Origin of the sequence: Amycolatopsis sp. NPDC049691 (assembly GCF_040675005.1) — a bacterium.
Lineage (GTDB): Bacteria > Actinomycetota > Actinomycetes > Mycobacteriales > Pseudonocardiaceae > Amycolatopsis.
In genome coordinates this window covers 347409-364481 of sequence record NZ_JBFANX010000002.1, presented here as the reverse complement: position 1 = coordinate 364481, position 17073 = coordinate 347409, and the positions used below count along the sequence as shown (strand labels likewise).

Sequence of the window (17073 nt, the reverse complement as noted above, 5' to 3'; positions counted from 1 at the left end):
CCCCCACCGCCCGGGATCACTGGGCCTCCACGGCGCCGTGCAGGAAGACGTCGACCACCTGGCGCGTGGTGGGGACGTCGTCGATCGGCGCCATCCGGCGGCCGCCGAACAGCAGGGTCAGGAACAACGCGGCGAGCTGCTCGGGGGTCAGCCGCAGCCGGTCCTTTTCGGGCTCGAACAGTTCGGTGATCGCGCCGCGCATGGCGGTCATCGACTCGCTGCGGCCGCCCTTCATCGTGCGGTTCTTCAGGCGCTGCTCGGGGTCGCGCTGCTTGTGCCTGCCGGACGCGTGCAGGGCGCCCATCAGCGCGCCCATCCGCTCGAAGTGCGCGCCGAGTGCTTCGGCGGCCTCGACGAGCCGGTCCGGCAGTGGCTGCTCGATCGGGATCTCGGCGATCGCGTCGAGGACGTGGTCGGGGCGCAGTACCTCGGCGGTGCAGGCGTCGAACAGCTCGTCCTTGTCCTTGAACGCGCGGAAGATGGTGCCCTCGCCGATGCCGGCGGCGCGGGCGATCTGGGCGGTCGTGACCGCGGTGCCGTGCTCCATCAGGAGCGGCAGCACCGCGTGCACGATCATGGCGCGCCGGTCTTCGGCGCTCATGCTCGGCGCTCTGCGCCGGGTTTCGGGTGCTGGTGTCATGTCACCAGTGTGCGGAGTGAGTGCTCACTCCGTCAAATGGGTATAGGTTCGCGGCCATGGGCGTGCTCTGGGCGATGGCGTTTCCGATCCTGGTCGTGCTGCTGTTCCTGCTGGCCGTGCTCGAGGTCTGGGGCCGCCGGTTCCTGCCGTGGCACCGCCGCGGCGACGGCCCGCGCATGGCCAGCGCGGTCGCGACCGAAGAGGTCGAAGCGATCCTCGGCGGCACCAAGCAGCACGAGCTGGAGCAGCGTCAGGTGCAGCTGATGCTGGTCGAGGACCAGACAGGCGGCGACACCCAGGTCGACCTCGACGCCGGGAAGATCGTCTTCCGCAAGAGGTGAGGGCCGCCCGAAGACGGCCCTCACCTGCGGAAACTCAGTAAGTCATCGCCATCGCCGGGTCGGCGAGCAGCGCGCCGACGTCGGCCAGGAACTCCGACCCCTGCTGGCCGTCGACCACGCGGTGGTCGAAGCTCAGCGACAGCTGGAGCACCTTGCGGACCTTGATCTCGCCGTCCACCACCCACGGCTGGTCCTTGATCGCACCGAGGCACAGGATCGCGGACTCGCCGGGGTTGATGATCGGCGTGCCGGTGTCGACGCCGAACACGCCCACGTTGGTGATCGTGATCGTGCCGTTCGCCATGTCCGCCGGCGATGTCTTGCCCTCGCGGGCCACGTCCGTGAGCTGCGTCAACGCAACCGCCAGCTCCTTCAGCGACATCGAGTCGGCGTCGCGGACCTTGGGCACGATCAGGCCGCGCGGCGTCGCCGCCGCGATGCCGAGGTGCACGTAGTCCTTGTAGACGATCTCCTGCGCCGCTTCGTCCCAGACCGCGTTGACGTCCGGGGTGCGCTTCGCCGCCAGGCACACGGCCTTCGCGGCGAACGTCAGCGGCGTGACCTTGACGCCCGCGAACTCGCGCGACTTCTTCAGCTTCTCGCGGAACTCCATCATCGGCGTGACGTCGATGGTCAGGAACTCCGTGACGTGCGGAGCGGTGTACGCGCTCTGCACCATCGCCGCCGCGGTCATCTTGCGGACACCCTTGATCGGCACGCGCCGCTCACGTGTCGCCGGGTCGTACGCGGAGTCCACAGTGGACGCGGCCGGAGCCGCCGAACCGTTGGCGGCGCGCTCGACGTCTTCACGGGTGATGACGCCGCCGTCCGCGCTTCCGGTCAGGGAGTGCAGGTCGACGCCCAGGTCCTTCGCGAGTTTCCGCACGGGTGGCTTCGCCAACGGGACGTACCCACCGCGAGGAGCAACCGGAGCCGGAGCAACCGGAGCAGGCGTCGGAGGAGCAGCGACGACGGCGGCGGCGGGAGCGGGAGCCGCCGGAGCGGCACCCTTCCGAGCCCGCCGTTGCGTGACCACTGTCTTGGAGCCGTAGCCGACCAGCGGCTTCATCTCTTCTTCTTCGGCCGGAGCCGAAGCAGGAGCAGCGGCGGGCGCGGGAGCGGCAGCGCCACCCGGGTCGACGTCGATGGTGAGGATCGGCGTGCCGACCTCCACCGTCTGACCCGGCTCGACGTGCAGCTCCGTGACCACCCCGGCCCACGGGATCGGCAGCTCGACGGCGGCCTTCGCGGTCTCGATCTCGACCACGATCTGGTTGACCGTCACCGTGTCGCCCGGCTTGACGTGCCAGGTGAGGATGTCGGCTTCGGTCAGCCCCTCGGCCGTGTCGGCCAGGGGGAACTGTTTGTACGTAGGCATTGCGCGGAGATCCCCCTTACCAGGCGAGCGAGCGGTCGACGGCGTGCAGCACCCGGTCGAGGTCGGGGAGGTAGTGCTCCTCGAGCTTGGCCGGCGGGTACGGCGTGTCGAAACCGGTCACCCGGAGGACGGGCGCTTCCAGCGAGTAGAAGCACTCCTGCTGGACGCGTGCGGCGATCTCCGACGTCAGCGACGACTCGGACGGCGCTTCCGACAGCGCGACCAGCCGCCCGGTCTTGCGCACCGACTCGAACACCGGGCCGAGGTCCAGCGGCGAGAGCGTGCGCAGGTCGATGACCTCGAGGGACTTGCCTTCGTCCTCGGCCGCGGCGGCCGCGTCGAGCGCGACTTTCACCGACGGGCCGTACGCGACGACCGTCGCCGTCGTGCCCTCGCGCACGACCTGCGAGGAGAACACCTGAGCCGGCGTGCCCGCGACGTCGATCTCCGCGCGCAGCGCACCCGAGTGGTAGAGCCGCTTCGGCTCGAAGAAGAGCACCGGGTCGTCCGACTTGATCGCCTGCTGGATGCCCCAGTAGGCGTCCACGGCGTTCGAAATGGACACGACCTTGAGGCCCGGGATGTGCGCGAACAGCGACTCCGGCGACTCCGAGTGGTGCTCGACCGCGCCGATCCCGCCGCCGAACGGCACCCGGATCACGACGGGCATCTTGACCTTGCCCTGCGTCCGGTAGTGCAGCTTCGCCAGCTGCGAGGAGATCTGGTCGAAGCCAGGGAAGATGAAGCCCTCGAACTGGATTTCGCACACCGGCCGGAAGCCGCGCACGGCCAGGCCGACCGCGGTGCCGATGATGCCGGACTCCGCGAGCGGCGTGTCCAGCACGCGCTGCTCGCCGAAGTCCTTCTGCAGGCCGTCGGTGATCCGGAAGACGCCGCCGAGCTTGCCGACGTCCTCGCCCATGATCAGGACCTTGGGGTCTTCTTCCATCGCCCGGCGCAGGCCGAGGTTGAGCGCCTTGCCGATGGTGAGTTTCTGGAGGTCGGTCATCAGTGCTCACCCGCCGATACGAAGCCGTCGAGGTAGGAGAGGAACTCTTCGCGCTGCGCGTCCAGCACCGGGTTGCCCTCGGCGTAGACGTTGCTGAAGATCCGCTCCGGCGGCGGTTCGGGCATGTTGAACGTGTACTCGCGCAGGTCGGCGGCGAAGGCGTCCGCCTCGGCCTGGACGCTGTCGAAGAACGCCTGGTCGGCGTAGCCGCCGCGGGCCAGGTACGCGCGGACGCGCTCGATCGGGTCCTTGAGCTTCCACTCCTCCAGCTCGTCGGAGAGCCGGTAGCGGGTGGGGTCGTCGGTCGTCGTGTGCGCGTCCATCCGGTAGGTGAACGCCTCGATCAGGACGGGTCCGTTGCCGTGGCGGCACTCGTCGAGCGCCCAGCGGGACACCGCGAGGCAGGCCAGGACGTCGTTGCCGTCGACGCGGATGCCGGGGAAGCCGTAGCCGCGGGCGCGCTGGTACAGCGGCAGGCGCGACTGGCGCTCGGTCGGCTCGGAGATCGCCCACTGGTTGTTCTGGCAGAAGAACACCAGCGGCGCGTCGTAGACGGCGGCCCAGACGAATCCTTCGTGGACGTCACCCTGCGAGGTGGCGCCGTCTCCGAAGTAGACGATGGTCGCTTCGCCGTCGTCGTCACCGACCTTGCCCTCGAACTTCTGGCCCATCGCGTAGCCGGCGGCGTTGAGCACCTGGTTGCCGATCACGATGGTGTACGGGTGGAAGCCGTGGCCCTGGTAGTCCCAGCCACTGTGGTCGGTGCACCGGAAGATGCCCAGCAGGTCCTTCATGTCGACCCCGCGCGCGTACGCGACGCCGTGTTCGCGGTAGCTGGGGAACGCCATGTCGTTCTTCTTCAACGCCCGGCCGGAGCCGATCTGCGCGGCTTCCTGGCCCAGCAGCGGGACCCAGATGCCCAGCTGGCCCTGGCGCTGCATGGCGTTGGCTTCGCGGTCGGCCCGCCGCACCAGCACCATGTCGCGGTACAGGCCGCGCAGCGCTTCGGCGTCGACGTCCTCGACGTACTTGTCGAACTGGGGCGAGGGGACCCGTTCGCCTTCGGGGGTGAGCAGCTGAGTCAGCTCAGCGCCACCTTCGCTGGTTGCCCGCAATCCGGCGATCACCTGCTCGGGGGAAGGCTGGGCCGCTACGGCGGCCGGCCCGTCTCCGGGCTCCGGGTGCGTCCACTGTTCGGACGGCATGCGCAGTACTCCTCGGTGTCGGTGCCTCTGGCGGCCGCTTGTGGCGACCACAGCGACTGCACCGGCGGGGACCAGCGCATCGGGTCCGAAGCGCTCGGTCACCGTCGGCGTTGACGGTTCTCGCCGTCATCCTGGCACGAAGGTCCGCGTTTTGGTGAGTGACGGATGCTGATTTGTTGCTGAGAAGAGGGCCCTGAACAGGGAAAACGCTTGGACGCCCGAGCATCGGACCTACGAGAGTAGGAATCCGGCCCGCCCGCTCACCAGGCTCGTGAGTGGTTAGGACGGTCAGAACCGCCCTAGCCACTCACGAGCGGTAGGCGACCTTGTGACGTGCCGCACGCCGGTACCCCCGTGGCACGATGGCGGCGTGGAGCAGAAATCCGTTCGTGAATCCGTCGTGACGTCGTGGACCGACGACGTCGTCCCGAGCCTGTCCGGGCTGGTCGCCATCCCCGCGCTGTCCCCGGCCTTCGACGCCGACTGGGCGAACACCGGGCACCTGGCCGCCGCCGTCGACCACGTCCGCGAGTGGATCGCCGCGCGCGACCTGCCCGGCGCGACGCTCGAGGTCGTCCAGCTCGAAGGCCGCACGCCGCTGCTGCTCGTCGACGTCCCGGCGACCCCGGGCGCGGCGGGCAAGGGCACCGTCCTGATGTACGGCCACCTCGACAAGCAGCCGCCCGTCGGTGGCTGGTCCGAGGGCCTCGGCCCGTGGACGCCGGTGATCCGCGACGGCCGGCTGTACGGCCGCGGGTCCGTCGACGACGGCTACTCCGGCTACGCGGCGACGACGGCGATCCAGGCCGTCCACGCGGCCGGCGGCGAGCACGCCCGGATCGTCGTGCTGCTGGAGACCGGCGAGGAGTCCGGCAGCCCCGACCTGCCCGCGTACGTCGAGCACCTGGCCGACCGGATCGGCGACGTCTCGCTGGTGGTCTGCCTCGACGCCGGCGGCAGTGACTACGAGCGGTTGTGGCTGGTCACGAGCCTGCGCGGGATGCTGCACCTGGACGTCACCGTGCAGCTGCTGGCCTCGGCGCAGCACTCCGGCGTCGCCAGCGGCGTCGTCGCCAGCTCGTTCCGCGTGCTGCGCAAGCTGCTCGAACGGCTCGAGGACAGCACGACCGGTGAGCTGCTGCTCGACGAGCTCAAGGTGGACGTCCCGGCGAACCGGCTGGCCGAGCTCAAGGCCGTCTCGCAGGACTTCCCGGAGGCGCTCTCGACGGCGTTCCCGCTGGTCGAAGGCGGCCGGGTGATCACAGAAGACGCGCTGGAGCTGGCGCTCAACAACACGTGGCGGCCGACGCTGTCGGTGATCGGCGCCGACGGCTTCCCGAAGCCCGCCGACGCCGGCAACGTGCTCCGCGAAAGCACCACGCTGACCCTGAGCTTCCGGCTCCCGCCGACGGCCGACGCCGAGAAGGGCCTCGAAGCGGTCAAGAAGGCCCTCAGCACCGACGTCCCGTACGGCGCGAAGGTCACCTTCGGCCCCAACCCGCAGGCGGAGGACGGCTGGAACGCGCCGACCGAGGCGCCGTGGCTGACGAACGCCCTGCGCACGGTCAGCGACGAGGTCTTCGGGCAGCCGCACCGGGCGGCGGGCATGGGCGGGTCGATCCCGTTCATGGGCCTGCTCTCGCGGAAGTACCCGGAGGCGCAGTTCCTGGTCACCGGCGCGTGCGGGTCCGACTCGAACATCCACGTGCCGGACGAGTGGCTGCACCTGGACTACGCGCAGCGGGTCACCGAGGCCGTCGCGCACATCCTGGACGCGCACGCCCGCGGCTAGCGGCAGGCTTCCCGGAACGCCTCGGCCGCGGCGTCGAGGTAGGCCGGGAACTCCTCGGCGCCGCCGGAGTCGATCCAGCGGTCGAAGGCGTCGCCGAGGATGATCGCCGCGACCTGGGCCGCCGGTTTCGCCAGCTCAGGCGGGGTGCCGCGGCGTTCCAGGGCGTCTCGGATCGCGGCCGTGATCGCCGCGCCCTTGCTCCGCTCGCGTTCGCGGAGCTCGGCGCTCGAAGCGATCACGGCCCGGCGTTCCGGCGACGGGTCGACGAGCCGCGTCACCTGCGTGCCGACCTCGACGAGCGCGCCGAGCGCCGTGCGAAGCGGCGACTCCGCCTCTTCAGCGGCGAGGACGGCTTCGGCGACCGCCGGCGGTAGCTGCTCCGCGCCCGCGAAGAGGACTTCGCGCTTGTCGGGGAAGTAGCGGAAGTACGAGCGGCGGGTGATCCCGGCGCGCTCGGCGATCTGCGTCACGGTCACGGCGTCGTACCCGTGCTCGGCGAACAGCTCCAGCGCGGCTTTCCGCAGCCGGTCCGCGGTGCCGGGATCCCATCTGGCCACGACCCCAGCCTACAAGTGATGTCTCACTGTGTCGTCACGTGCTAGCCTCAGTGATGACACACTGAGACATCACCGAGGAGCCGACATGGAGATCTGGGTCCTGGGCGCGTCCGGGCGCACCGGCCGGGCCGTCACCGCCGCGCTGGCCGAACGCGGGCTGGAGACTGTGCTGGTCGGGCGCGATCAGACGCGGCTGGAGGCGCTCGGCGGGAAGTTCGTCGTCGCCGACGGTGCCGACGCCATCGCGGCCGAAATCCGGCGTCGCCGGCCGGCGGTCGTCGTCAACACGATCGGCGAGTACGCCGCCACGGCCCCGACGATCGCGCGAGCCTGCCTGCCCGGCGGGCACTACGTCGACCTGGCCGCGGACGTGGTTGCCGTTCAGCGGCTGCTCGACCTCCGCGATGAGGCCCAGGCCGGCGGCAGCACCTTGCTGACCGGGGTGGGCTTCGGCGTCCTGGCCACCGAGGCGGTCGTGGTGAAGCTGTGCGAAGGGCGGCCGACACCGGCCTCCGTGCGGGTCGACGCGCTGGCGTCCGTCGCCGTCGAGGAAGGCGCCGTGGGGGTCGCGCTGGCCGCCAGCATCGTCGACGCCCTGACCACGGCCAGGTCCGGCGCGGCCCCGAGGACCATCGCCCTGCCGGACGGCGAGTCGATGACGGCGGCGGGTGCTCCCTCGGGTGAGCTGATCGCCGCCCAGCGCGCGAGCGGCACGCCGGACGTCACGGTCTACTCCGGACTCGCGCCGGTCTCTCCGGTGGTCCGGGCACTGGTGCCGCTGCTCAGCAGGCTGGTGGCGATCCCGGCCGTGCGCCGGCTCGCCGTCCGGAGGCTCGCCGCGGTCCGCGCGAAGGCCGCCCCGCGCCCGCGCACGCACTCCTGGGGGCACGCCGTCGTCACCTGGCCGGACGGCACGACGCGCGAAGGCTGGCTCCGGGCGGGCGAGGCCATGGACTTCACCGCCGCGACCGTGGCCGAAGCGGCGGCCCGGCTCGCGCGCGGCGAAGCCAAGCCCGGCACCGGAACACCGGCGGCCGTGCTCGGCGCCGAACTCGCCGAAGCCGCGGGCGGAACCTTCCTCCTCTAAGCCAGCCGGGTCAGGTGGACCGAGACGTCCAAAGTGGACTGCCCACCGCCGGTGAAGATGCCCTTCAACGGCGCCACGTCCGCGTAGTCCCGGCCCATCGCCACCCACACGTGCCGCGGGCCGACCGCGATCGCGTTCGTCGGGTCGTACGCCCACCAGCCGCCGGTCCACACGTCCACCCAGGCGTGGGACTCGCCCTCGACCACCTCGCCGAGCTTCGCGTCCGGCTTCGTGTGGAGGTAGCCCGAGACGTACCGCGCCGGGATGCCGATGGCCCGCAGCATCACCAGCGTGACGTGCGCGAAGTCCTGGCAGACGCCTTCGCGCGCCTGCCAGGCGTCCGTCGCCGTCGAGTGGACGCCGGTCGTGCCCGGCTGGTACTTGAGCTGCTTGTTCACCCACTCGCAGACCGCGAGAACGGCGTCCGCCGGGTCCAGGCCCGTCCGCAGCACGCGCGCCTCGCGCGCCAGCTCGGGGTCGCGCGGGGTGTAGTCGGTCGGCGTCAGGTACTCGGTGCGGTGGTCGACGACCGTCTCCGACCGCAGGTCCTTCCAGGTCGCGGTGCGGATCGGCTCCGCTTCGTCCGCCGTCTCGACCACCGACGTCGCCAGCACCGTGAACTCGGTGTGCGGCGCGTGGAGGTCGAACGACGTCACGACCGTGCCCCAGTAGTCGGTGTACCGGTAGGCCCGGGTCGCCGGGGTCGTCTCGATGCGCGTCGCGACCGTCGTCTGGCGGCGGTCCGAACGCGGGGTCAGCCGCGCCTCGTTGTACGACTGCGTCGCCGGTGTCGCGTACCGGTACCCCGTCCGGTGCGCCACCCGCAGCTGCCACGTCACAGCGAAACCTCCGCACCGCTCCACGCCACCCACGGCGACGTGCTGAAGTACTGCAACGACACCGCTTCCCCGATCTCCTTGATCGTCGTCTGCAACCCGCCGAGCCGCCGCGGCAGGTCGGTCAGCAGGTCCGCCGGGCGCAGGAACTCCAGCTCGCTGCGGGCCCGGCCGAGCTGGCGCAACGCCTCGGACTTCTCGTTGCTGCGCGAGCCGCCACCCGGGTCGAGCCGCTGCAGGCACTCCTCCGCCTGCCGCAGCGCGTGGAACACCGAGCGCGGGAACAGCGTGTCCCGCACCAGGAACTGCACCACGCGGCCGGCGTCGAGCGCGCCGCGGTACGTCCGCAGGTACGTGTCCTGCGCGCCGGCCGAGCGCAGCACCGTGATCCAGCCCGGCGAGGACGCGCGGTCGGCGACCCGCGACAGCAGCAGCCGGACCACCATGTCGGCGCGTTCGATCGAGCGGCCGAGCACCATGAACAGCCAGCCGTCGTCGCGGGACATCGTCGAGTCGGCGAGCCCGGCGAACATCGCCGCGCGCTCCTCCACGAACGACAGGAACGCGTGCGGCCCGGCGCGCCGGGCGTAGCGCTGCCGGTCCGGGACCGCGTTCCACGTCGCGTTCAGGCATTCCCACAGCTCGGTCGAAACGACTTCGCGGGCGCCGCGGGTGTTCTCGCGCGCGGAGTTGATCGAGCCGACGATCGACGCCGGGTTGTCCTTCGCGTACGCCACCAGCTCGGTCAGCTTCCAGACGTCGAGGGCCTCGCCGTCCGGGGTGTCGATGCCCAGGACGGCCAGCAGCTGGCGGCTGGCGTGGTCGGGGTCGACCGTCGCGTCCTCCAGCAGCTGGTGGACCGAGACGTTGAGGATCCGGGAGGTGTCGTCGGCGCGTTCGACGTAGCGGCCGATCCAGTACAGCGACTCCGCGTTGCGTGCCAGCATCTCCGACCCCCTAGCTCTGCTGTTGCTGCTGTTGCTGGGACGAGGTCAGCTCGGGCCCCTGCTCGGCGATCAGGCCGTCCACAGTGGACATCGCGCCGAGCGCCGGGGACTCCAGCTCGCGCTCCGCCGTCGACGCCCGGGACGCCAGCACCCACGTGTCCTTCGAGCCGCCGCCCTGCGAGGAGTTGACGACCAGGCTGCCCTCCGGCAGCGCCACCCGCGTCAGGCCGCCGGGCAGGACGAAGATGTCCTTGCCGTCGTTGACCGCGAACGGCCGCAGGTCGACGTGCCGCGGCGCGAGCCGGTCGTCCACCTTGGCCGGCACGGTCGAGAGCTGGACCACCGGCTGCGCGATCCAGCCGCGCCGGTTCGCGCGCACCTTCCGCCGTAGCGTCGCCAGTTCCGCCGGCGTCGCCTCCGGCCCGAAGACGATCCCGTAGCCGCCCGAGCCCTCGACCGGCTTGACGACCAGTTCGTCCAGGTGCGCCATGACGTGGTCGAACTCGTCGGGCAGCCAGCAGCGGAAGGTGTCCACGTTGGGCAGCAGCGGCTTCTCGTTCAGGTAGTACTTCACCATCTCGGGCACGTAGGTGTAGACGAGCTTGTCGTCGCCGACGCCGTTGCCGACCGCGTTCGCGACGACGACGTTGCCCGCGCGCGCCGCGTTGAGGACGCCGGCGATGCCGAGCACCGAGTCCGGCCGGTAGTGCACCGGATCGAGGAACTCGTCGTCGATCCGCCGGTAGATGACGTCGACCTGGCGCTCGCCCTCGGTCGTGCGCAGGTAGACGACGTTGTCGCGGCAGAACATGTCCCGGCCTTCGACCAGTTCGACGCCCATCAGCCGCGCGAGCAGCGAGTGCTCGAAGTACGCCGAGTTGTAGACGCCCGGGGTCAGCACGACGACCATCGGGTCGGCGACGTTCGCCGCGGCCGCCGCGCGCAGCGCCCGGAGCAGGTGTGACGCGTAGTCACCGACCGGGCGGACCCGGTGCTGGGCGAACAGGTCCGGGAACACCCGCGCCATCGTCCGCCGGTTCTCCATCACGTACGACACCCCGGACGGGTTGCGGAGGTTGTCCTCCAGCACCCGGAACGTGCCCTCTTCGTCGCGCACCAGGTCCACTCCGGACACGTGGATGCGCACGCCGTTCGGCGGGTTGATGCCGAACGCCTCCCGCTGGAAGTGCTCGCACGAGGTGATCAGCCGCCGCGGCAGCACGCCGTCGCGCAGGATCTGCCGGTCGCCGTAGATGTCGGCGAGGAACGCCTCGAGCGCGCGGACGCGCTGGGCGACGCCGCGCTCGAGCTTCGTCCACTCGGCCGCCTGGATCACCCGCGGCACCAGGTCCAGTGGGAACGGCCGCTCCTGCCCGGACAGCGAGAACGTGATGCCCTGGTCGACCATCGCCCGGTCCAGCGCCTGCGACCGCGAGTTCAGGTCGTGCGCGTCGAGCGCGGCGATCGACTCGTAGAGCGCGCGGTAGGGGCCGCGGACCGTGCCGTCCGGCGCGAACATCTCGTCGTAGGCGCCGGCGTGCGGGCGTTCCGGGGAGAGGTACCCCTCGAACCGCGCCCCCGGCCGGGTGATCCGGCGGGTAGTCGCCTTCCGCGCGCGTCGACCGGACGGGGGCAGCCGGGGCGGGGTCGCGTTCATGAACGACATCCTCACCCACGTGCCCCTTCGTGCGCGACACTCTCGTTCAGGTGGGCGCGGTGCGAAACGTCGCCGTAACTCGACAGTGCTGTGCTTTGGTATGGATGAGTGGCAATATGCGTGCTCTCAGAACCTGAGAACTACGAGGAGTGACGACGTGGCCCGAGTACCCCAACTCAAGGCGCTCGCCCTGATCCCGGCTCTCGCCCTGGCGGCCGGTGCCCTGGCCGCGTGCGGGGGCGACGAAGGCGGCACCGCCGCCGGTGGTGTCCAGCTCATCGCCGCGGGCAAGCTCACGACCTGCACGCACCTGCCCTACCAGCCGTTCCAGGTGAAGCAGGGCGACAAGATCGTCGGCTTCGACGTCGACCTCGTGGACCTGGTCGCGAAGAAGCTGAACGTCCAGCAGAACATCGTCGACATCGCCTTCGAGAACATCGAGTCGGGCGAGGCCATGAACTCCGGCCAGTGCGACCTGGCCGCGGCGGGCATGACGATCACCGACAAGCGCAAGCAGAAGTTCGACTTCTCGGAGCCCTACTTCGAGGCCACCCAGGCGCTGCTGGTCAAGGCGGGCTCGCCGATCAAGGACTTCAGCAACGTCGCCGGCAAGAAGATCGGTGTCCAGTCGGCCACGACCGGCGCCGACTACGCCAAGGAGCACGCGAAGGGCGCCGAGATCGTCACGTTCGACGACCTCGCCCTCGAGGAGCAGGCGGTCAAGAACGGCACGGTCGACGCGGGCGTCAACGACAACGGCGTCCTCTACGACTTCGTGAAGACGAACCCGGACACCGCCGTCGCGACCGAGTTCAAGACCAACGAGTTCTACGGCATCGGCGTCAAGCAGGGGAACACCGCCCTGGTCACGGCGATCAACGACACGTTGAAGGCCGCGGTGTCGGACGGCACCTACGCGCAGATCTACCAGAAGTGGTTCGGCAAGGCGCCCACCTGGCTGCCCGGTAACCCGACCCAGTAAGACCCCCGCCTGTGGCCGGTGCTTCGGCACCGGCCACAGTGGCGTTTCCGATGCCCGTTCCGGGCCTGCTCGAGGAGTGAAATGGCACTGAGCCGACGCCAGCGACGATCGGCGTTCCGGGGTGCGCAGTACGTCCTGTTGCTCGTGATCGTCGTCGTGCTCGCCTTCCTGGCCAACTGGGGCCAGATCGGCCGGGCGTTCTTCGACCTCGACGTCGCGGCGAAGCAGTTCCCCGACGTCATCACGGTGGCGCTGAAGAACACCATCATCTTCACCGCGCTCGGCTTCGCGCTGGGCCTGGGCCTCGGCCTGGTGCTCGCCCTGATGCGGCTGTCCTCGGTGGGGCCGTACCGGTGGTTCGCGCGCGGTTACATCGAGTTCTTCCGCGGCCTGCCCGCGCTGCTCATCTTCCTGGCGGTCGGCGTCGGCGTGCCGATCGCCTTCCCGGACACCCACCTGCCGCGCAACATCTCCATCATGGTCGCGCTCGGCATCGTGTCCTCCGCCTACATGGCCGAGACGATCCGGGCCGGCATCCAGGCCGTCCCGCGCGGGCAGGTCGAGGCCGCCCGCTCGCTCGGCATGTCGCCGACGCGGTCGATGATCACGATCGTCATCCCGCAGGCCTTCCGGATCGTGCTGCCGCCGCTGGCCAACGAGCTGATCATGCTGACGAAGGACTCGTCGCTGGCGTTCCTGCTCGGGACGACGCCGGCGCAGCAGGAGCTCGCGCAGTTCAGCCGCCAGGCGCTGCTGGAGGCGAAGGGCCTGACCCCGATCGTCGTCGCGGGCCTCTGCTATCTGGTCATCACCATCCCGCTGTCGATCCTGCAGCAGCGGCTGGAGAAGAAATACGGGGCCGGAGTGGCCGGGGGTACCAAGTGAGCGACGTGATCGTCGAAATTACCGGCCTGCACAAGGCCTTCGGCCCGCTCGAGGTGCTCAAGGGCATCGACCTGCAGGTCGAGCGCGGCCAGGTCGTCTGCATCATCGGCCCGTCCGGCTCGGGCAAGTCCACGTTGCTGCGCTGCGTGAACCTCCTGGAGGAGCCGCAGCAGGGCAAGATCGTCGTGAACGGCAACGAGATCACCGACGAGGACGTCGACATCGACGCCGCCCGGCGCAAGATCGGCATGGTCTTCCAGGGCTTCAACCTCTTCGCGCACCTGACGGTCCTGGACAACCTGACCGTCGCCCAGCGCAAGGTCCTCAAGCGCGGCAAGGAAGAGGCCGAGCGCGTCGCGCGCGAAAACCTCGCGAAGGTCGGGCTGAGCGAGAAGGAGACGTCGCTGCCCGGCCAGCTCTCCGGCGGCCAGCAGCAGCGCGTCGCGATCGCGCGGGCGCTGTCGATGAACCCGGACGTCATGCTGTTCGACGAGCCGACCTCCGCGCTGGACCCGGAGCTGGTCGGCGACGTGCTCGCCGTCATGCGGCAGCTGGCCGAAGAGGGCATGACGATGCTGGTCGTGACGCACGAGATGCAGTTCGCCCGCGAGGTGGCCGACAGCGTGCTGTTCATGGACGGCGGCGTCGTGGTCGAGCAGGGCCCGCCGAGCCAGGTGATCGGCGACCCGCAGCACGAACGCACGAAGTCGTTCCTGAAGCGGGTCCTCGATCCGACGCACAGCCTCGACGACTGAAACGCCTGCGAATTTCGTTCGCGTTCGCTACTTTGAGGGAGGGTGAGGGAGGGGGCAGTCCGTGACGACCGAAAACGCGCTGCCGCCCCTCGACCCCTTCGCGGGCATTCCCGACCGCCGGTACGAGGTCAGGGCGTCCGACCTGCTGAAACCCGGCAACGGCGGCCTGCTGCGCTGGCGGCGGCAGGCCACGAACGCCCCGATCGTCTACGTCGAGGACGCCTACATCACCGGCACGCTCGACCTGCGCGCCGCGGACCTCAAGTACCTGTTCCGGTTCGAGCGCTGCCGGTTCGAGCACCCGCCGGACGTGCGCGAGGCCAACCTGCTCGGGCTCGTGTTCCGCAAGTGCTGGCTGCCCGGGCTCAAGGCCCGCAACATGCGCAGCCGCAACGACGTCCGGCTGATCCGCAGCGTCGTGCAGGTCGACGGCGCCGACCGCGAGATCGAGGAGACGACCGTCCAGCGCGGCGACGACCGCGAACGCGGGATGCCGAACGCCGCGGTCAACCTGACCGACGCCGTCATCGAGGGCTCGATGGTGCTGACCCGCACGGTCATCTCGCACCCGCACGGCAAGGCGATCCAGGCCGACCGGCTCGTGCTGACCGGCGCGCTGCTGGCCTACCGGATGGTCGCCAACGGCGAAGTCCGCCTCCCCGGCCTGCGGACCGGCGGTAACGTCAACTTTTCGGGCGCCACGCTGAACAACCCGGACGGCTTCGCGCTCAACGGCAACGGCCTGCACATCGGCGGCAGCCTGCTGTGCGAGGTCGACAACTACGGGCCGGCCAGCCAGCGGAAACGCTTCTCCGCCACCGGGATCATGTACCTGCCGAGCGCCACCGTCGACAGCGACATCGTGCTGCGCGAGGCCAAGCTGACGGTGTCCCAGCAGGGCCCGATCGCCGTCGACGCGTGGAAGTCCAACGACCCCTACCTCGACCCGCGACCCGCGCTGGTCGCCGACCGCATGCGCGTCGACGGCAACGTCGAACTGTCCGACGGCCTGCAGGCGCTCGGCACGCTGCGCATGGTCAACGCCCGGATCGGCGGCTCGCTGCGGCTGGCCGGCGCCGAGGTCAGCGTGGTGCGCGGCAAGTCCCAGCCGTACTACGACCGCGCGCTGCACCTGGACGGCACCGAGATCGGCGGCGACATCGAGGCGACGAGCCTGCGCGTCCCGACCGGCCAGCTGCGCCTGGCCGACGTCACGGTCGGCGGCAACTTCCTGGCCTGGAACTCGATGTTCCGCCACCCGGGCCGGGACGTGTTCTCGGCGCGCCGGTCGCGGATCGCGGGCAACTTCCAGCTCACCGACGCGACGATCCACGGCACGCTGCGCCTGCAGGGTGTCGAGGTCGGCGGCTCGATCAACCTGGCGGGCACCCGGCTGACCGAGCCGGGTCTGCGCGCGACCAGCAGTTTCTCCCTCGACGTCCGCACCGGCCGGATCGGCCGCGACCTGACGCTGCGCGACAACAACGGCCGCCCGTTCGTCGCGGAGGGCGGCGTCAACCTCGACGGCGCGCAGGTGGCCCGCCGCGTGGACCTGCGGGGTTCGGAGCTGAGGTCGCTGCCGCCGTTCAGCGTGGCCCTCGACGCCGGCGACGTCGCGGCGGACGAGTTCACGCTGACGCCGAACGCGCCCCCGGCCGGCCGGGTGGTCCTGCGCCGCGCGCACTGCGGGACGTTGACGGACAACGACGAGTTCTGGGCCGCGTCCAGCGGCATCGAGCTGGAGGACTTCCGCTACGACGCCTTGGGCCGGGGAATCCCGCTCGACGACGACAAGGCCCTCGACCGCCGCATCGAGCTGCTCCGCAAGGCCATGCGCGGTTATCGTCCGGGCCCGTACGACCAGCTGGCCCACATGCTCCGCGCGGCGGGCAACGAAGAGCACGCGTCGACGGTGGCGTTGCGCAAACAGCAGTTCAGGTACGAGGCGCTGGCGCGCGGCTTCAAGTTCTTCGGCCCGGGGGTACGGCTGTGGAGCTGGCTCCAGCGGTCGATGGTGGGTTACGGCTACCGCCCGGTGCGCGCGCTGGGCTGGCTGTTCACGCTGCTGGTGCTGGGCAGCCTGTGGTTCGGCCTCGGCACGGACGACTGCACCACCTGGAGGACCGACGAGACGCACCAGATCATCGCGAACGGCCCGAGGTGCGTGGTCAACCAGCAGGACACCGGCCTGCAGTGGAACCCGGTGATCTACACGGCGGACCTGCTGGTCCCGATCGTCGACTTCGGCAACAAGTCCCGCTGGTACATGCACGGAACGGACAACTGGGTGGCGGCGGGCTTCACGGCGTCGGGCTGGATCCTGGCGACGACGGTGGCGGCGGGTGTGAGCCGGATGCTGCGCCGGGAGAGTTGAGCTTTCTCCCGCTTTCTAGCGTTGACGCTAGAGAACGCCAGAGTTCGTTAGTCGATGAAGCGGGACCAGAACTCTATGTACCTCGGCCCGTCCGGCGGCGCCGTGCTGATACCGCCCGTCGCGAACTCGCGGTTCAGGTAATCGCGCAGGTCACAGCCGTACACGATGATGTCCGTCTGGTACACCGACAGCACCGGGTAGCCCGTCGTGCCCGGCAGCCCCGGCAGGTACCGGTGCCCGCAGACCGGCACCAGCTGCGGCACGTCGGCCAGGCGACGGCGGGCTTCGCGGACCGCGTCCTCCGGGCCGACCGGGCGCGTGCCCCAGTCGGGCAGCCAGAAGCCGTTGTGCTCGACGTCGTAGAGGACGCCGTCGACCGGCCAGGCCAGCCGTTTGCGCAGCTGCTCGGGGTTGCCGCAGCGCCAGTCCGGCCAGCGGTCGCCGATCGGGACGCCGGCGGACAGGAACGTGCGGTGGTCCGCGGCGAAGCGGAAGCCGAACCGGCGCTCGACGTCGTCGAGCTCGGGTTCGGTCAGCCCGGGACGCACCGGTTCCCGGAGGTTCTCCTGCAGGTGCCGTGCCTCCTCCAAGGTGAGGGCGCCGGCCGGCTGGACGGGGGTCATGAGGT

At 70.4% G+C, this 17073-nt stretch carries 16 protein-coding genes; 7 read left to right on the top strand and 9 right to left on the bottom strand.

Annotated elements, in window-relative coordinates; translation table 11 throughout:
- Positions 1 to 16: 16 nt before the first annotated feature.
- Positions 17 to 601, bottom strand: coding sequence for a helix-turn-helix domain-containing protein (locus AB0J40_RS06010; RefSeq protein WP_364448239.1), 585 nt, complete (start codon positions 599 to 601; stop codon positions 17 to 19).
- 95 nt (positions 602 to 696) lie between these two features.
- Here AB0J40_RS06010 and AB0J40_RS06005 point away from each other — a divergent pair, with 95 nt between their 5' ends.
- Entirely contained in the window at positions 697 to 981 is a 285-nt protein-coding gene (locus tag AB0J40_RS06005) for a DUF6191 domain-containing protein (RefSeq protein WP_364448236.1), read from the top strand.
- 34 nt (positions 982 to 1015) lie between these two features.
- Here the strand turns inward: AB0J40_RS06005 and AB0J40_RS06000 are convergent, their stop codons facing one another.
- Genes AB0J40_RS06000 through pdhA form a run of 3 tightly spaced genes read right to left on the bottom strand, consistent with a single transcriptional unit; the run spans position 1016 to position 4573 of the window.
- Complete coding sequence (locus AB0J40_RS06000; protein WP_364448234.1) at positions 1016 to 2359, bottom strand: dihydrolipoamide acetyltransferase family protein; 1344 nt, start codon at positions 2357 to 2359, stop codon at positions 1016 to 1018.
- A gap of 16 nt (positions 2360 to 2375) precedes the next feature.
- Positions 2376 to 3368 carry an alpha-ketoacid dehydrogenase subunit beta gene (locus AB0J40_RS05995; protein WP_364448231.1) on the bottom strand — a complete coding sequence of 331 codons (993 nt, stop codon included), beginning with the start codon at positions 3366 to 3368 and terminating at the stop codon, positions 2376 to 2378.
- Positions 3368 to 4573: a pyruvate dehydrogenase (acetyl-transferring) E1 component subunit alpha gene (pdhA, locus tag AB0J40_RS05990; protein WP_364448228.1), complete on the bottom strand. Its 1206-nt coding sequence runs from the start codon at positions 4571 to 4573 to the stop codon at positions 3368 to 3370. Before pdhA ends, AB0J40_RS05995 begins: the two co-directional genes overlap by 1 nt.
- Positions 4574 to 4943: 370 nt before the next feature.
- Between pdhA and AB0J40_RS05985 the strand changes: the two genes are divergently transcribed.
- Complete coding sequence (locus AB0J40_RS05985) at positions 4944 to 6365, top strand: M20/M25/M40 family metallo-hydrolase (RefSeq protein WP_364448226.1); 1422 nt, start codon at positions 4944 to 4946, stop codon at positions 6363 to 6365.
- Here AB0J40_RS05985 and AB0J40_RS05980 read toward each other — a convergent pair.
- On the bottom strand, positions 6362 to 6922 hold the full coding sequence (locus tag AB0J40_RS05980; protein WP_364448223.1) for a helix-turn-helix domain-containing protein: 561 nt from the start codon (positions 6920 to 6922) through the stop codon (positions 6362 to 6364). The genes AB0J40_RS05985 and AB0J40_RS05980 overlap by 4 nt on opposite strands.
- Before the next feature lie 85 nt (positions 6923 to 7007).
- Between AB0J40_RS05980 and AB0J40_RS05975 the strand changes: the two genes are divergently transcribed.
- A complete protein-coding gene (locus tag AB0J40_RS05975) occupies positions 7008 to 8009 on the top strand; it encodes a hypothetical protein (protein WP_364448221.1) in 1002 nt (333 codons plus the stop codon).
- On the opposite strand, the gene AB0J40_RS05970 is transcribed toward AB0J40_RS05975, so the two are convergent.
- The 3 genes from AB0J40_RS05970 to AB0J40_RS05960 are packed head-to-tail and all read right to left on the bottom strand — an operon-like array spanning position 8006 to position 11458.
- Positions 8006 to 8848 (bottom strand): transglutaminase family protein, encoded by an 843-nt coding sequence (locus AB0J40_RS05970; RefSeq protein WP_364448219.1) that lies wholly within the window; start codon positions 8846 to 8848, stop codon positions 8006 to 8008. The two genes, AB0J40_RS05975 and AB0J40_RS05970, sit on opposite strands and share 4 nt — an antisense overlap.
- Positions 8845 to 9792, bottom strand: coding sequence for an alpha-E domain-containing protein (locus AB0J40_RS05965; RefSeq protein WP_364448217.1), 948 nt, complete (start codon positions 9790 to 9792; stop codon positions 8845 to 8847). The genes AB0J40_RS05970 and AB0J40_RS05965 overlap by 4 nt, the downstream gene beginning before the upstream one ends.
- A gap of 10 nt (positions 9793 to 9802) precedes the next feature.
- Positions 9803 to 11458, bottom strand: a complete 1656-nt coding sequence (locus AB0J40_RS05960) for a circularly permuted type 2 ATP-grasp protein (protein ID WP_364448712.1) — start codon at positions 11456 to 11458, stop codon at positions 9803 to 9805.
- 148 nt (positions 11459 to 11606) lie between these two features.
- Here AB0J40_RS05960 and AB0J40_RS05955 point away from each other — a divergent pair, with 148 nt between their 5' ends.
- The 4 genes from AB0J40_RS05955 to AB0J40_RS05940 all read left to right on the top strand — a co-directional run bounded on the left by AB0J40_RS05955 (position 11607) and on the right by AB0J40_RS05940 (position 16445).
- Positions 11607 to 12431 (top strand): transporter substrate-binding domain-containing protein, encoded by an 825-nt coding sequence (locus tag AB0J40_RS05955; RefSeq protein WP_364448214.1) that lies wholly within the window; start codon positions 11607 to 11609, stop codon positions 12429 to 12431.
- A gap of 81 nt (positions 12432 to 12512) precedes the next feature.
- Entirely contained in the window at positions 12513 to 13316 is an 804-nt protein-coding gene (locus AB0J40_RS05950) for an amino acid ABC transporter permease (protein WP_364448212.1), read from the top strand.
- A complete protein-coding gene (locus AB0J40_RS05945) occupies positions 13313 to 14071 on the top strand; it encodes an amino acid ABC transporter ATP-binding protein (RefSeq protein WP_364448209.1) in 759 nt (252 codons plus the stop codon). The genes AB0J40_RS05950 and AB0J40_RS05945 overlap by 4 nt, the downstream gene beginning before the upstream one ends.
- A 61-nt stretch (positions 14072 to 14132) precedes the next feature.
- The gene (locus AB0J40_RS05940) at positions 14133 to 16445 is read left to right on the top strand and encodes an oxidoreductase (RefSeq protein WP_364448207.1); all 2313 of its coding nucleotides are present in this window, start codon (positions 14133 to 14135) and stop codon (positions 16443 to 16445) included.
- 47 nt (positions 16446 to 16492) lie between these two features.
- Here the strand turns inward: AB0J40_RS05940 and AB0J40_RS05935 are convergent, their stop codons facing one another.
- The gene (locus AB0J40_RS05935; RefSeq protein WP_364448205.1) at positions 16493 to 17068 is read right to left on the bottom strand and encodes a hypothetical protein; all 576 of its coding nucleotides are present in this window, start codon (positions 17066 to 17068) and stop codon (positions 16493 to 16495) included.
- Positions 17069 to 17073 lie beyond the last annotated feature (5 nt).